This window comes from Sphingobacterium sp. GW821-FHT03E03, from assembly GCF_059420745.1.
The window spans coordinates 48,018-63,318 of the sequence record NZ_JBWKUH010000013.1 but is presented as its reverse complement, the minus strand read 5'-3'; the positions used below and the strand labels follow the sequence as shown (position 1 = coordinate 63,318).

Genomic DNA, 15,301 nt, shown 5'->3' with positions numbered 1-15,301 from the left:
ATCAAAATATCAGGAGAATGTATAAAATATCGGAAATCGTCCAGATTTTACACCCTAATCGCACATTTATCACGGATCCCAATTCTTTAATTCAACACTTATTTTATGACAGTCGGAAAATTGTTCAGGCAGATAACGGTGTGTTTTTCGCACTTCAGAAGAGTAGGGATGGCCATCATTATATCAAAGAAGCCTATGATAAGGGCGTGAGAAACTTTGTTCTGCAGATTGATGCGGAACAGGAACTGTTATTTCCGGATGCAAATCTGATCTGGGTTTCGGATAGTCTCGAAGCTATGCAAGTATTGGCGGCTTTTCATAGGCAGAAGTTTAGTTTTCCGGTTATAGGGATCACTGGTAGCAATGGGAAGACTATAGTCAAGGAATGGTTGTATCAACTCATGTCTCCGGAATATAAGATCTACCGTAGTCCCAAAAGCTATAATTCGCAATTGGGCGTTGCACTGACACTATGGGGTTTATCAGATCAGTATAATCTAGCGATTATCGAAGCTGGAATTTCTGAAAAGGGTGAAATGGTGAAATTGGAAAATATGATCAAACCAACAATTGGCCTGCTGACAAATATAGGCGTGGCTCATAAAACTGGTTTTGAGTCAAAGAACGAAAAGATCTACGAAAAGATAAACCTGTTCAAGGATGTTGAAACCATGATCTTTCCCAGCCGTTATGTAGAGGATATTCAATTGCCCTATCGACCTCGAAAGTTTTCCTGGGGATTTGATCAAGGGCTTTCATTGGAGGTTTATTCCCTCAAACAGGTGGATGATAAGTTCACGGTAGCCACACTTTTCTATGGCGGACGGACATTTGCCATCGAAGTACCTTTTGTCGATAAGGGAAATGTGGAAAATGCAATTAACTGCGTAGCTGTTATGTTGCGTTTTGGTTATGAAAGAGAGGTAATTGCATCAAGAATTAAGGAGTTGCAACCAGTAGCGATGCGACTGGAGCTAAAAAAGGGAAAAAAGAATAGCTCGATTATTGATGATTCCTATAGTAATGATCTGGATGCGTTGCAGATCGCGCTCGAGTTTTTAAATCAACAGGGACAGCATCCTCGAAAAATATTGATCCTTTCCGATATACCGGGAGTAAATATAACAGATGAGAAAAGTCTGTCAAAATTGAAACGTTTACTTTCAGAATACCGTCTAGATAAACTGATCTTGATCGGGGAGATCTTGGCCCAGGTTGCTGATCAATTTGCTATTCCATCGTTGTCTTACCCTAGCACAACAGCATTTTTGGAAGATATCAGGGCTATTCAATTGGAAGATTCTACTATTTTATTGAAAGGGGGACGTGAGTTTCATTTTGAACGAATCAGCCGATTGTTAGTGGCTAAATCACATGACACCGTGCTTGAAATCAACCTGAATGCCATGGAGAATAACTTGAATGTCTATCGCCAGCTGTTGCCAAAACATGTAAAATTGATGTCGATGGTCAAAGCATTTTCTTATGGGAGTGGAAGCTTTGAAATTGCAAACCTTTTACAATTCAATAGGGTAGATTACCTCACTGTTGCATTTGCCGACGAAGGGGTTGATCTGAGAGGAGCAGGCATAACATTGCCAATCGTTGTGATGAGTCCGGATGAAAATACATTTGAATCCATCATTCAACATAATCTTGAACCTGAGATTTATAGCTTTAGAATTCTGTCTTCTTTCTTGAATTACTTAAAAGGGAAGGGGATCGCATCCTTTCCGGTTCATATCAAAGTGGATACAGGGATGCATCGTCTTGGTTTTATGCCTGATGAAGTCGATAGACTCATTACGGAGCTAAAAGATGGTTCAATACTTCAGGTAAAATCAGCATTTTCCCATTTGGCCTCTGCTGGAAATAAAGAGGATAATACTTTTACCCAACAGCAGATTGACCTCTTGGATCAATTTACAAAGCGCCTTGAAGAAGGTCTTGGTTATTCATTCTTAAGACATATTGCAGCAACTTCGGGCATCGAACTATGGCCGCAGGCTTATTTTGATATGGTTCGGTTGGGAATTGGATTGTATGGGATCGATATTGAGCGACATGATCTTCCGCTTAAAGAAGTAAGTAGTTTGAAGACCAATGTGACGCAAATAAAACACTTGGCTGCTGGAGAGACAGTAGGTTATAATAGGCATGGGGTATTGCACCGGGATAGCAAAACCGCAACCATAAAAATTGGTTATGCAGATGGTTATGACAGACGTTTTGGGAATGGTGTAGGTAAGATGATGGTCAATGGCTGTCTTGTACCGACGATCGGAGATATTTGCATGGACATGTGTATGCTTGACGTTACGGATATCGAAGTGGCCGAGGAAGACGAGGTAATTGTTTATCCCGATATTAAGCTGGCCGCGAAATCTATCGGAACTATTCCTTATGAACTGTTGACGAGTATCTCCCAACGGGTAAAAAGAGTATATTTTTATGAATAATAAAGGATATTCTGCATTTTTGTATAAATATATTTTGATTTTCTAACTCATGCTGGGCAAATTATTCAGGGGATTTATTAATTATCTAATTCGAGGTATTCTCGTTGTTGTACCTTTGGCTGGTGCTGTCTTTCTGATCGTATGGATTTTTGCGTCGATAGACTCAGCGCTGAATCTGACTGAACATTTTTTTCAGGATGAAAAAGGGCATCCGCTATATATTCCCGGAATTGGAATCTTGACAGTAATTCTTATCCTTGTTCTTGCGGGGGTGATATTTACGAATTTTGTGACTGACCCGATTAAAGTGTGGATCAATCATCAGATCAAAAGAATACCGCTTTTGAATACCTTGTATACTTCGATAAAGGATTTTACTGAAGCATTTGTGGGTGATGCGAAAAAATTCAATGAACCCGTGCTGGTAACTGTAAACGAGTTCGGACTAAAAAAGATAGGGTTCCTGACACAACATGATCTAAAAAGTATTGGTTTGGAAGATGAGGTGATGGTTTATTTTCCTTATTCTTATTCTTTTGCCGGTCAGGTTGTTATCATCAGCGCGGATAAGGTGAAAAAACTGGATATGTCACCGACCGATGCAATGAAACTTGTCGTTTCTGGTGGTGTCAGTGGGATTGAACATTAACGGAATAGATTGTAACGAATAAAGGATCTATACAGAAAGTAAATAAAAAAATAGGGGCACCCGATGATCTTCTTCGGATGCCCTATTTTTATGCTATTCAACCAACATTTGTGCTGTTTTTAAGCTTTCTTTTGTCCTAAAGTTGGATTTACTGGCGGAATGGGAATATAGCCATTATCACTGGGAACTTCTGGGAATTCGTGTTGTTCCCATTTTGCTCTGGCGATTTTGAGGGTCTCAATGTCCGAAGCAACAAAATTCCAGTCGATATAGCGTTGTTCCGGGAAAGGTTCACCACCAAAGATGTACACTGAGGTGCCGGCTTTGATTTCGAATTCACATAATTTGGCGTCCTTTGCAATCAGAATTTGTTTTGGGCCAAACTCTTGGCCTTCTGCATGTACTGAGCCATGAAGAATATACAATCCACTTTCTCCGTAGAGATGTTCACCTAGCTTAATAAGAGAGTCTTTGTCAGCTTTAATTTCAATAAGATATAAGGGACTGTATACGGGTACTTCCGAACGATGATTGTTAATTTCACCTGCTATCAGCCGATAGTTTACGCCGTCTTCGCTCCAATGGGGAAGTTGAGGTTCTTCAATGTGAACAAAATTTGGTTCCATCTTTTCCAGATCCTTTGGTAATGCGACCCAGATCTGTAAACCGTGTAGTTCATGAGTGATAGACCTTAGGTAGTCTGGAGTTCGTTCGGAATGTGTTACTCCTTTTCCGGCTGTCATCCAGTTTACCGCTCCCGGTTTTATTTCGACCTCGTTTCCTAGACTGTCGCGGTGCATAATGCTCCCTTCGAAGAGGTAAGTTAATGTTGATAATCCAATATGAGGATGTGGAGCAATATCCATGAACTGAGGCTCGGAGATCGTTTCAGGTCCCATATGGTCAATAAATATAAACGGACCGACCATCCTTTTTTGTCTGAATGGAAGTAGTCTTCCCACCAAGAAATTACCTATGTCTGCGGCTCTTTCTTCAATAACTATTGCAATATTTGACATAATGTTTCCTTATTTTTGTGTATCTAATCTATAGCAATTTAAGAAATGTCAGGTATAATCGATCGTATTCTGCGTAAAAAGTCTGTAAGAAATGAAGAGGCATTAGCACTGTCCGATAGATTGTCATTTGTTAACAGTCAAATAGATCATTTTCTAATGGAAAAGATCTTAGCGGAAGAGGCTGTGGTGAAACCGGAATATCGGATATTTCAAAAAAAAATGTTGCTATTGGAGCTCGGGGCCTATCAGGAAATAGGGGTCGAGCTGGATTTATTAAACCAATATTTCGAAATCGTCAATAGGTTGATGCCTGCCGGTTTCTCACTGAAATGGGAAAACCGTTTCCAATCGGAAAATGAGCTGATGATACCTCCACTTCTATTATTTCCGATGGTGCAAAATGCAGTTGCAAACGGATATAATAGCATGTCTTCACATCCTATCCGAATCCGCCTCTCGGGATCTCCCAAAATAATGCTATTTGAGGTAAGTCATCGTATGAATCATTACCTGAACGGTCAATTTGAAAATACCCTAATGGCAGATTTCCAGAACAGATTGGAATATCTTTTCCCAGAACGACATAGTTTGCTATTGAACAGCAATAGCAATACCTGTCGCGCTACACTCACAATTCACTTCTAAATAACACCAAAATGTTTTAAGGCATTCCAGATGCCGTTGCTATCCACATCGTCAGTAATATAATCTGCAATTTCCTTGACTTCGGGATTCGCATTTCCCATGGCGATACCAACCTGTGTATGGGCGAGCATGGTAATATCATTTCCCCCATCACCAAAGGACATGGTTTCCGAAAGTTCGATGCCAAAATGTTCTAAAAAAACATCTATACCAACTTTTTTACTTTGGCCCATTGGGTTGACATCTGCAAAAACGGATGTCCATCGTGATGCAATCGAGTTGGGCATAACGTTTTCCATAAATTCAGCCTCTTCTTCCGGATTGATAAAAACATTGATCTGCATGACAGATTCCAGGTCAAAGTTGTCTTCGTAATTGCGTATAGGCGGCGTCTTTACGTTGACTTGTTGATACATTTTTAGCACTTCGGGCGTTACCTGATTTAAGGAGATTTCTTTTTCGGACATAAATGAAAAGGTAAGCTCGGGATGATGCTTCGCATAACCAATTAATGAACGAATGTCCGTTTGAGCAATGTTATTTTTATAAATAACCTGTTCATCTTTGGTGACACAATAACCTCCATTAAATGTTATAAAGCCATCGAAATCAAGGTAGCGGATATGTCCCAATTGATTAAAGGAACGACCGGTTGAAACGAAAACTTTTATGTTTTTCTCTTTTAGTAATTGAAATGCCTGTTGTGTGGATTCGGGGACCTGATGTGTTTTGAAACTTAACAATGTCCCATCTATATCAAAAAAAATCGCTTTAATCATAGAAATTGGAGTCAAGTTCAAATATAGTAAATAAAGGAATAGTGTAACAGGTACAATATTAAATAGCTGTTAATACTTTTCGCAAAAATCTGACATAATCTTCCCTAAGAATTTCGTAAATTTCAAGTTCAAATAAATGTAAATATGATTACATTTAATGTGTTGTATTAAAGAGGTTTAGAGATTTATGTATATTATTTTCGATACAGAGACGACGGGTTTGCCTAAGCGTTGGGACGCGCCAATTACGGATACGGATAATTGGCCACGTTGTATACAGCTGGCATGGCAGATTCATGATGAGATGGGGAACTTGGTCGAACATCAGGATTTTTTGATTAAACCGGATGGATTTGATATACCTTATGACTCCGAAAAAATACATGGTATATCCACAGCATTGGCAGAAGAGCAGGGGGTGCCTTTACAGGTTGCTTTGGAGAAATTTAACATCGCATTAAATAGTGCAAAATTTGTAGTCGGACAGAACATTGGTTTTGACCTCAATATCATGGGCTGTGAGTTTTATCGTTATGGTGTAGAATCTAAAATGGCGAGCATGCCTGTTTTGGATACCTGTACTGAGGTAACAGCAGATCTATTGAAAATTCCTGGTGGTCGTGGCGGTCGATACAAGCTGCCTAATCTGACTGAATTGCACTCTTATTTATTTGGTGTGCCATTTGCTGAGGCCCATAATGCTACTGCCGACGTTGAAGCGACAACACGTTGTTTTCTGGAATTGGTCAGAAGAGAGGTGTTTACGGTGGAAGAACTCCAGGTAGATACTGGTTACTTTGTTGATTTCAAAACGAATAATCCTGGTCCCGTTCCTACTGCCGGGCTTAAACACATTAATTTAAAAGCCGCTTCTGATGAGATCAGAAAACGGGCTGAACCGGATGATGTTCGTGTTGTCGTAGATGCAGATACATTATCAGCACTTAAAGAAGCGAAATTCGCACATTTACATAACCATTCTCAATTTTCTATTCTACAGTCAACAATGTCGTATGACAAGTTGGTTTCGGCTGCGGTAAAGGACAATATGCCTGCTGTTGCGCTTACCGATCACGGTAATATGATGGGGGCATTTGAATTCGTTTCCAGAGTCATTGGACATAATAAAGAGGTGGAAGCACAGAATGCGGAAGCGCTGGAAAAGGGGGAGGAACCTACTGGTCAGCTCCTAAAACCAATAGTGGGTTGTGAATTCTTTGTTTGTGAAGATCATAAAGATAAATCCAGAAAGGATAATGGTTATCAGGTCGTTTTGTTGGCGAAAAATAAACGCGGTTATCATAATTTAGCCAAATTAGCTTCTTTCGCCTATACAGCTGGATTCTATTATGTGCCCCGTATAGATAAAAATCTTATTCTACAGTATAAGGAAGATATCATTGTGCTTTCGGGAAACCTTCAAGGAGAAGTGCCTAGTAAAGTGCTTAATATAGGTGAAAACCAGGCGGAAGAAGCTTTGCAATGGTGGAAGGAGCATTTTGGGGAAGATTTTTATCTGGAATTCATGCGACATGGACAGGAAGATGAGGATCGGGTAAACCAGACCTTACTTAAGTTTGCCCGTAAATACGATGTTAAAGTTGTTGCCACCAACAATACCTATTACGAAAAGAAAGGAGATGCGCACGCCCATGATATCCTCTTATGTGTAAAGGATGGCGAGAAGCTTTCCACACCTAAAGGTAGGGGGCGTGGGTTCCGGTTCGGATTGCCAAATCAGGAGTATTATTTTAAATCTTCTGATGAAATGAAAACCTTATTCAAAGATTTGCCCGAAGCGATTCTTAATATACAGGAGATCGTAGATAAGGTGGAGATCTTCAAATTGAATAGGGATGTCCTACTTCCAAAATTTGATATACCAGAAGAATTTCAGGTTGCCGAGGACAATGAAGATGGTGGAAAAAGAGGGGAAAATAAATATCTTGCCCACTTATGTTATGTTGGTGCAGCGAAACGTTACGAAGAGATAACAGATGATATTCGGGAACGTCTGGATTTTGAATTGGCAACGATTGAAAAAACAGGATATCCCGGATATTTTTTGATTGTACAGGATTTTATTGCTGCAGCACGTGATATGGGTGTTTCGGTTGGGCCGGGCAGGGGATCTGCGGCTGGGTCAGCTGTTGCGTATTGCCTCGGTATCACGAATATTGATCCCATAAAATACGATTTGCTATTCGAGCGTTTTCTAAATCCCGATCGTGTTTCCATGCCCGATATTGATATTGACTTTGATGATGAGGGACGTGGACGGGTCATGCAGTATGTAATCAATAAATATGGCGCCAGTCAGGTGGCTCAGATCATTACTTATGGTACAATGGCCGCCAAGTCTTCGATTAAAGATACTGCCCGTGTGCTGGATTTGCCTCTGGGAGATGCAAATGAAATTGCCAAATTGATTCCAAATTTGAAGTTATCCAAAATATTTACATTGGATGATGCTGGTCTAAAGGAGAAGTTAAGAACAGAAGAGATCGAGGCCGTCAATCGCTTAAAGTCAATTGCAGATGGCGCCGGACTCGAAGCCGAAACAATTCGTCAGGCACGGGTATTGGAAGGGTCTGTCCGGAATACAGGTATTCATGCCTGTGGTGTGATTATCACACCGGATGATATTACCAATTTCGTTCCTGTATCCCTGGCAAAGGATTCCGATCTGTATGTAACCCAATTTGATAACCACGTCGTTGAAAGTGCTGGTCTATTGAAAATGGACTTTTTGGGATTGAAGACCCTGACACTCATCAAGGATACTGTTGAGAATGTTAAATTAAGTCATGGTATAGTTTTAGATCCCGACAAATTTCCGATAGACGACGTATTGACCTACGAGCTTTTTCAGCGTGGTGAAACAATCGGTGTATTCCAATATGAATCTCCTGGGATGCAAAAATACATGCGCGATCTGAAGCCTACGGTATTCGCCGATTTAATTGCGATGAATGCCCTATACCGTCCGGGGCCAATCGAGTATATCCCGAGTTTTATTAAACGTAAACATGGGATTGACCCTATTGTCTACGATTTGGATGCTTGTGAGGAGTATTTAAAGGAAACATACGGGATTACGGTTTATCAGGAACAGGTAATGCTTTTATCCCAAAAGCTGGCGGGTTTTTCCAAAGGTGATGCTGACGTTTTGCGTAAAGCAATGGGTAAGAAACAAAAGGCCGTACTTGATAAGATGAAGCCTAAGTTTGTTGCGCAGGCGGAGGAAAAAGGACATAATGCGAAAGTACTGGAGAAAATCTGGACTGACTGGGAAGCTTTTGCCAGTTATGCGTTCAATAAATCACACTCCACCTGTTACGCATGGGTAGCCTATCAGACAGCTTATCTAAAAGCACATTTCCCTGCAGAGTATATGGCGGCGGTGCTTTCCAATAATATGAATGATATCAAGCAGGTTACATTCTTTATGGAGGAATGTAAGCGTATGGGCTTGGAGGTACTCGGTCCTGATGTGAACGAGTCATACTATAAATTTACGGTAAATGAACGTGGAGCGATTCGATTTGGTATCGGTGCTGTTAAAGGTGTGGGTGCGGGTGCTGTAGATGCTATTGTGCAAACGAGACAATCTGGATTGTATAAGTCTGTTTTTGATATGGCCAAGCGTATCGACTTACGTGCGGTCAATAAAAAAGCTTTTGAGAGTTTGGCTTACGCCGGTGGTTTTGATAGTTTTGAAAGTACCCATCGTGCGCAGTATTTCCATGCTGAGGATAATTCAACAGGTATGGAGAAAGCAATCCGATTTGCACAACGGTATAAAGAAAATGAAAACTCTGCACAGGCTAGCTTATTTGGCGCTGGTGAAGCTGCCGAACTGCCAGAACCTGTATTGTCACCTTGTGCACAATGGGGATTGATCGAGAAGCTTAAATACGAAAAAGATGTCATCGGTATATACCTGACAAGTCATCCGTTAGATACTTATCGGTTTGAGATCGAACATTTCTGTCATAATCCAGTGTCTGATCTCTCTCTGATTAACAAAGCGAAAGCTGCCGAGGTAGATGAAGAGACATTACTCGAATTTAATCGTATCAAGAACAAAGAATTGGTTATTGGTGGGATTATAGCTTCGGCAAATCACCGCCTGACTAAAAATGGTAAGCCATTTGCATCCTTTATTATTGAGGATTATAGCGATTCTTACGATATGGCGGTGTTTGGTGAAGAGTATGTGAAATTAAAGGGGTATTTACAAGAGGGTTATTTCGTTCAATTGCGCGGATTGGTTCAGGAGCGTTTCAGGCAGGTCGGAAACTGGGGCTTCGAATTAAGAAGTGTACAGTTGCTTTCTGAGCTCCGCGAAAAGATGGCGAAGAGTTTTACAATTAATATTCCTCTGCTAAAGCTGAATGAAGAATTCTTAGATGGCATTAAAGATATCTTGGCGCAGAACGAGATTGAAGGCGTTGTGCCAAATTGTCAATTGAAATTTAAAATCTGGGATCCTCAGGACGAAATCTCTGTCGAAATGCCAGCTAAAAGTCTGAAAATAAACCTCACAAATGAGTTTTTGGAGTGTATAGATAAGTTTGAAGGGATTAATTACCGTTTGAACTAATTTGGATTAGATTTTGTGTAATTAAGATTACAATTACATTGACAGTTGTTACTATCTTTGTTTATTGATTTTAGCAATTAAGTAGTATCATAAATATAACTTCGGTTTATAAAATTAAAAAGATTAAGATTATGGCATTAGAAATTACAGATAGCAACTTTGAAGAAGTTGTTTTGAAAGCGGACAAACCCGTATTAATTGATTTTTGGGCAGAATGGTGTGGTCCTTGTCGTATGGTTGGTCCTGTTGTTGAAGAATTAGCTAAAGATTACGAAGGTCAGGCTGTGATAGGAAAAGTAAACGTAGATGAAAATCCAGAGATTTCAGTTCGTTATGGTATCCGCAATATCCCTGCTTTATTGTTCTTCAAAAATGGAGAAATTGTAGATAAGCAAATTGGAGCAGTTCCAAAGTCTGTTTTAAATGAGAAATTAGAGAAGCAATTAGCATAATAATTGTTATTTCAACAAAAAAGACCTGAAATATTTTTATTTCAGGTCTTTTTTTTAGATTTTTTTGTTTTTATATTATTTAATACTGATTTTTTTACTAATATTTATTAGTTTTTTTTGATTTTTATTGTTTTATATGTGTTTATTTTACTTTTTTACCGTGTATTTTTGATTATTATATGTTTTTATCAAAATAAAATAGATTTTATTTTGATAAATGGATAATTTTTGCTTCTTTTGAATGTGAAAACGAGATAAAAATGAATATTTTATTGGTTTATTTGTTTTATTTTTGGTTTTTTATTGATTTTTTGATATAAATAAAGATTTTCCCTTTCAAATACCCTAGATTATGCCTCGCGTTGTTCTCAGCAGCGCGAGTTTTTTGTTTTAAGCAGGTAAGGTAATGTAAGATGCCAATAAAAAAGCGGCTATCTAATGAATAGCCGCTTCAGTATGTTGTACTAAATAATATAAAATTATTCAGCGATTACTTCGAAAGGAACTTGAACTTTAACTTCTTTGTGTAAGTTTAAGTTAGCAATATATTCACCTATTTCTTTAGGTTCAACTTCGAATGTAATACGACGACGATCTACGTCAAAACCTTTTGCTTTCAATGCATCAGCAATTTGGATGCTATTTACTTTACCGAAGATTTTGCCAGATTCACCTGCTTTAGCACCGATTGAAAGTTTTACAGCTTCCAATTTACCAGCTAATTCAGTAGCGTCTTTTTTGATTTTATCTTGTTTGAACTGAGCTTGTTTGATGTTCTCAGCTAAAACTTTCTTTGCAGATTCAGTCGCTTGAATAGCAAATCCTTGAGGGATTAAGTAGTTACGACCGAAACCTGGTTTTACATTAACGATATCGTTTTGCTCACCTAAGCCTTTGATATCTTGTTTTAAAATTACTTCCATTTTCTATCGTCCTCCTTATTTAATTGCATCAGCTAAGTAAGGTAACAAACCGATGTGACGAGCACGTTTAACAGCTTGAGCTACTTTACGTTGAAATTTCAAAGATGTACCAGTTAAACGACGAGGTAAGATTTTACCTTGATCATTTACAAATTTCATCAAGAAGTTAGCATCTTTATAATCGATATATTTGATACCATTCTTTTTGAAACGACAGTATTTTTTACGGTTGTCCTCTACTTTAGGAGCAGTTACGTATTGGATATTTTCGTTAGCCATTAGTTTGCGCCCTCCTCAGTTTTAGTTTCAGCTTTTTTGTTGAATGCACCGCTACGTTTTTTCTCGTTGTAAGCTCTAGCATGTTTGTCTAAACTTACAGTCAAGAAACGCATAATGCGCTCATCACGTTTGTATTCAACCTCTAATTTGTTGATTAATTCACCTGGAGCCTTGAATTCAGTTAAGTGATAAAATCCAGTAGATTTTTTCTGGATTGGATACGCTAATTTTTTCAAACCCCAATTGTCTTCAGCGACAATCTTGGCTCCGCCTTCTGTTAAGATGGTTTTGAATTTTGCGATTACTTCTTTCGCAGCATCTTCAGAAAGCAACGGGGTAAGAACGATTACAGATTCGTACTGTTGCATTTTGTTAATTAATTTTGTTATTTAAAATTCCACATTTGTGGAAGTGCAAAGGTAGGTATTATATTGTTATATTGCAACGCCTTGAAGCAAAAAAGTTTAGACCTCAAGCGAGATCTAAACTTTTTCAATAACAAACAAATTGATCGTTTAGTTTAATTTGCACATTTCTTCTGCTATTGCTAATTGTGTTTTTTCACTGATACCTACCAATGGAAGGCGTAAAGTGTCGTTACCGATACCTAATTTTTTAAGAATATATTTGACGCCGGCAGGATTTCCTTCCACAAAACAAAGATCTGTTATCTGGAGTAAATCGTTATGTATTGCTCTTGCTTCATGATAATTGCCCTCTGCACATAATTTTGCAAGCGTGGCAACGCGTTTTGGAAATGCATTTCCAACAACAGAGATAATGCCAGCAGCACCGAGTGCCATCATAGGTAATGTCACCGGATCATCTCCGGAGATCAATAGAAAATCTACCGGTTTGTCCCGTAGGATTTCGCTGAATTGAGCAAAATTGCCAGAAGCTTCTTTTATTGCAACAATATTTGAAAAATCATTCGCCAAACGTAATGTCGTTTGTGAAGTCATATTGCTACCTGTACGGCCCGGTACATTATATAATATAATAGGTAAAGGGGAAACTTGCGCAATAGCCTTATAGTGCTGATAAATTCCTTCCTGTGTCGGTTTGTTATAATAAGGTGACACAGATAAAATGGCACAAAAACCAGTCGGATCGAAAGCTTTGATCTGTTCTACAATCTCTGCGGTATTGTTACCACCGATGCCAGCAACCAAAGGAAGTCTACCGTTCACGCGCTTGACAGTGAAATCCCAGATACGCTTTCGTTCTTCTTTAGTTAATGTGGCAACTTCTCCAGTTGTACCTAAAGAAACCAAATAATCCATACCCTCGTTGATTTGCAAGTCAATGAGTTGACCTAATGCCTCGAAATCAACAGATTCATCTGAGTTAAAAGGAGTGACCAATGCTACTCCTGCGCCGTGAAGCTCGTTCATCTTGTTTTTGTATTTATATAAATTTAATTAAAAAATCCTATTTGGAATGAATAAGGTCTAAGAGATCCTTCTCATTAATCATCGGGACACCCAATTTTTCCGCCTTCGCTAATTTAGATGGTCCCATTTTATCCCCCGCAACGAGATAATTCAACTTTGCGGAAATGGAAGAAAGCATCTTGCCACCGTTGCTCTCAATCAGCTCTGCGAGCTGCTCTCTGGAATAGTCAGCAAATACACCTGAAATCAAAAAGGTCTTTCCGCTGAGACTTTCGCTGGCCAGAATGATTTCCCTTTCTTCAATCTCCAAATTTAAGCCATAATGTCTTAGGCTGATGAGCTGTTGCTGATGAATAGGGTTGTCTAAATATTCTTTGACACTCTCCGCGATACGGCGTCCGATATCTTGAACCCCTTCAATTTCCTCTGTTGAAGCCTGAGCAAGGGCATCGATGTTCTTGAAATGTTGTGCTAGTTTTTTTGCGATTGTTTCGCCAACATGCCGTATGCCCAAAGAGAATAATACTTTCTCAAAAGGTTTCTCTTTTGATTTCTCAATGCCCGCAAGCATATTGTCTATGGATTTCTGACCAAAGCGCTCGAGTTGTTGTAAGTCTTCTTGATGGTTCTTTAGACCGTAGATGTCTACGATATTATGCAATAGACCTTTTTTGAAAAAGGTCTCTACCGTTTCATCGCCCATTCCCTCGATATCCATCATTTTACGCCCGATAAAATGCTGCATTTTGCCGACAATCTGTGGAGGGCATCCTGTTTCATTCGGGCAGTAGTGAACAGCTTCACCTTCCTGTCTAATTAATGTGGTACCACATTCTGGACAGCTGTCCGGATAAATAAAGGCTGTCGTATCTGCTAATCTCTTTTCAAGGTTCACAGCAATGATTTTTGGAATGATTTCTCCACCTTTTTCTACATAGACGGTATCACCTTGATGTAAATCTAATCGTGCAATTTCATTGGCATTGTGCAGTGAAGCACGTTTGACTGTGGTCCCCGCTAACAATACAGGTTGAAGGTTAGCAACAGGAGTGACCGCTCCGGTACGTCCTACCTGATAGCTAATAGTATTGAGTGTTGTCTCAACACGTTCAGCTTTGAATTTATAAGATATTGCCCATCTTGGGTTCTTGGCCGTAAAACCGAGATCTTCCTGTTGGGCATAATCATTTACTTTGATAACGATGCCGTCGATTTCGTATCCAAGGTTATGTCGTTCAATATCCCAATAGTCAATGAATTCAAAGACATCAGCCAGTGTACTACATTTTTTTGTATGTTCACAAACGGGAAAACCCCAGTTTTTCACCTGTTCCAGGCTGTTCCAGTGATCGTGAAATAAATTGGTTCTATTGTCACAATACAGGAAATATAGAAAACAATCCAACGGTCTTTTGGCAACCTCTGCTGAATCCTGAAGTTTTATTGTGCCCGAAGCGAAATTGCGCGGATTGGCATAAGTCTGTTCTTCATTATCTTCCCGTTCCTTGTTCAGACGTAAAAAAGCGGATTTATGCATAAATATCTCCCCACGAATTTCAAACTGTTGCGGGTAGTCGCTCTCTTTGAGTCTGATTGGAATGGAGCGAATGGTTTTGACATTACTTGTCACGACATCGCCCTGTGTTCCATCGCCACGGGTAACTGCTTTGCTCAGTACTCCGTTTTCATAGGTGAGGCTGATAGAAAGGCCGTCAAATTTTAATTCACAGACATACTCAAACTGATCGCCTATGATCTTGCGGATTCGCTGATCAAAGTCAAACAGTTCTTCCTGGCTGTAAGTATTGCCCAAAGAAAGCATGGGCCAACGATGTTTTTCCGTTTTAAATTTAGATGTGATATCTCCACCTACGCGTTGTGTAGGTGAGTTCGGATCAGCAAATTCTGGATATTGACGTTCCAGTGCTTCGAGTTCCTTTAACTTGAGATCGAAGTCATAATCTGATATAAGACTATTCGCCAATACGTAGTATTGATAGTTATAATGATTAAGTTCTGCTGTTAAGTCTTTTATCTTTTTTTCAATATCCATCGCCAACATGTTGCAAAATTACAAATAAAATGTACGTTTAAAT

At 39.3% G+C, this 15,301-nt stretch carries 12 protein-coding genes; 5 read left to right on the top strand and 7 right to left on the bottom strand.

Annotation, left to right across the window (positions count from 1 at the left end):
• Positions 1-17 precede the first annotated feature (17 nt).
• Together AC07UV_RS15315 and AC07UV_RS15310 are read left to right on the top strand one after the other, a co-directional pair.
• Complete coding sequence (locus AC07UV_RS15315; protein WP_495184375.1) at positions 18-2,459, top strand: bifunctional UDP-N-acetylmuramoyl-tripeptide:D-alanyl-D-alanine ligase/alanine racemase; 2,442 nt, start codon at positions 18-20, stop codon at positions 2,457-2,459.
• A gap of 49 nt (positions 2,460-2,508) precedes the next feature.
• Positions 2,509-3,108, top strand: a complete 600-nt coding sequence (locus AC07UV_RS15310; protein ID WP_282250069.1) for a DUF502 domain-containing protein — start codon at positions 2,509-2,511, stop codon at positions 3,106-3,108.
• Positions 3,109-3,227: 119 nt separating this feature from the next.
• Here the strand turns inward: AC07UV_RS15310 and AC07UV_RS15305 are convergent, their stop codons facing one another.
• The gene (locus AC07UV_RS15305; protein WP_495184374.1) at positions 3,228-4,127 is read right to left on the bottom strand and encodes a pirin family protein; all 900 of its coding nucleotides are present in this window, start codon (positions 4,125-4,127) and stop codon (positions 3,228-3,230) included.
• A gap of 45 nt (positions 4,128-4,172) precedes the next feature.
• Here AC07UV_RS15305 and AC07UV_RS15300 point away from each other — a divergent pair, with 45 nt between their 5' ends.
• Positions 4,173-4,772 (top strand): hypothetical protein, encoded by a 600-nt coding sequence (locus AC07UV_RS15300; protein WP_495184373.1) that lies wholly within the window; start codon positions 4,173-4,175, stop codon positions 4,770-4,772.
• Here AC07UV_RS15300 and AC07UV_RS15295 read toward each other — a convergent pair.
• Positions 4,769-5,551: a Cof-type HAD-IIB family hydrolase gene (locus AC07UV_RS15295; protein ID WP_282250063.1), complete on the bottom strand. Its 783-nt coding sequence runs from the start codon at positions 5,549-5,551 to the stop codon at positions 4,769-4,771. The two genes, AC07UV_RS15300 and AC07UV_RS15295, sit on opposite strands and share 4 nt — an antisense overlap.
• A gap of 187 nt (positions 5,552-5,738) precedes the next feature.
• Between AC07UV_RS15295 and dnaE the strand changes: the two genes are divergently transcribed.
• Complete coding sequence (gene dnaE / locus AC07UV_RS15290) at positions 5,739-10,157, top strand: DNA polymerase III subunit alpha (protein WP_495184372.1); 4,419 nt, start codon at positions 5,739-5,741, stop codon at positions 10,155-10,157.
• Positions 10,158-10,288: 131 nt separating this feature from the next.
• Entirely contained in the window at positions 10,289-10,609 is a 321-nt protein-coding gene (gene trxA / locus AC07UV_RS15285; RefSeq protein WP_495184371.1) for a thioredoxin, read from the top strand.
• A 479-nt stretch (positions 10,610-11,088) separates the two neighbouring features.
• On the opposite strand, the gene rplI is transcribed toward trxA, so the two are convergent.
• From rplI to ligA, 5 genes are all read right to left on the bottom strand, one after another.
• Positions 11,089-11,532: a 50S ribosomal protein L9 gene (rplI, locus tag AC07UV_RS15280; RefSeq protein WP_282250057.1), complete on the bottom strand. Its 444-nt coding sequence runs from the start codon at positions 11,530-11,532 to the stop codon at positions 11,089-11,091.
• 15 nt (positions 11,533-11,547) lie between these two features.
• Positions 11,548-11,811, bottom strand: coding sequence for a 30S ribosomal protein S18 (gene rpsR / locus AC07UV_RS15275; protein WP_028071347.1), 264 nt, complete (start codon positions 11,809-11,811; stop codon positions 11,548-11,550).
• On the bottom strand, positions 11,811-12,179 hold the full coding sequence (gene rpsF, locus AC07UV_RS15270; RefSeq protein ID WP_495184370.1) for a 30S ribosomal protein S6: 369 nt from the start codon (positions 12,177-12,179) through the stop codon (positions 11,811-11,813). The genes rpsR and rpsF overlap by 1 nt, the downstream gene beginning before the upstream one ends.
• Before the next feature lie 147 nt (positions 12,180-12,326).
• Complete coding sequence (gene dapA, locus AC07UV_RS15265; RefSeq protein ID WP_282250053.1) at positions 12,327-13,205, bottom strand: 4-hydroxy-tetrahydrodipicolinate synthase; 879 nt, start codon at positions 13,203-13,205, stop codon at positions 12,327-12,329.
• A 37-nt stretch (positions 13,206-13,242) separates the two neighbouring features.
• Complete coding sequence (gene ligA / locus AC07UV_RS15260; protein ID WP_495184369.1) at positions 13,243-15,267, bottom strand: NAD-dependent DNA ligase LigA; 2,025 nt, start codon at positions 15,265-15,267, stop codon at positions 13,243-13,245.
• Positions 15,268-15,301 lie beyond the last annotated feature (34 nt).

Excerpts from the sequence above, each read along its gene's own strand:
- AC07UV_RS15310 (WP_282250069.1), top strand. The coding sequence starts at position 2,509 with ATGCTGGGCAAATTATTCAGGGGATTTATTAATTATCTAATTCGAGGT.
- rplI (WP_282250057.1), bottom strand. The coding sequence starts at position 11,532 with ATGGAAGTAATTTTAAAACAAGATATCAAAGGCTTAGGTGAGCAAAAC.
- rpsF (WP_495184370.1), bottom strand. The coding sequence starts at position 12,179 with ATGCAACAGTACGAATCTGTAATCGTTCTTACCCCGTTGCTTTCTGAA.
- dapA (WP_282250053.1), bottom strand. The coding sequence starts at position 13,205 with ATGAACGAGCTTCACGGCGCAGGAGTAGCATTGGTCACTCCTTTTAAC.
- ligA (WP_495184369.1), bottom strand. The coding sequence starts at position 15,267 with ATGTTGGCGATGGATATTGAAAAAAAGATAAAAGACTTAACAGCAGAA.
- rpsR (WP_028071347.1), bottom strand. The coding sequence starts at position 11,811 with ATGGCTAACGAAAATATCCAATACGTAACTGCTCCTAAAGTAGAGGAC.
- AC07UV_RS15300 (WP_495184373.1), top strand. The coding sequence starts at position 4,173 with ATGTCAGGTATAATCGATCGTATTCTGCGTAAAAAGTCTGTAAGAAAT.
- dnaE (WP_495184372.1), top strand. The coding sequence starts at position 5,739 with ATGTATATTATTTTCGATACAGAGACGACGGGTTTGCCTAAGCGTTGG.
- AC07UV_RS15305 (WP_495184374.1), bottom strand. The coding sequence starts at position 4,127 with ATGTCAAATATTGCAATAGTTATTGAAGAAAGAGCCGCAGACATAGGT.
- AC07UV_RS15315 (WP_495184375.1), top strand. The coding sequence starts at position 18 with ATGTATAAAATATCGGAAATCGTCCAGATTTTACACCCTAATCGCACA.
- trxA (WP_495184371.1), top strand. The coding sequence starts at position 10,289 with ATGGCATTAGAAATTACAGATAGCAACTTTGAAGAAGTTGTTTTGAAA.
- AC07UV_RS15295 (WP_282250063.1), bottom strand. The coding sequence starts at position 5,551 with ATGATTAAAGCGATTTTTTTTGATATAGATGGGACATTGTTAAGTTTC.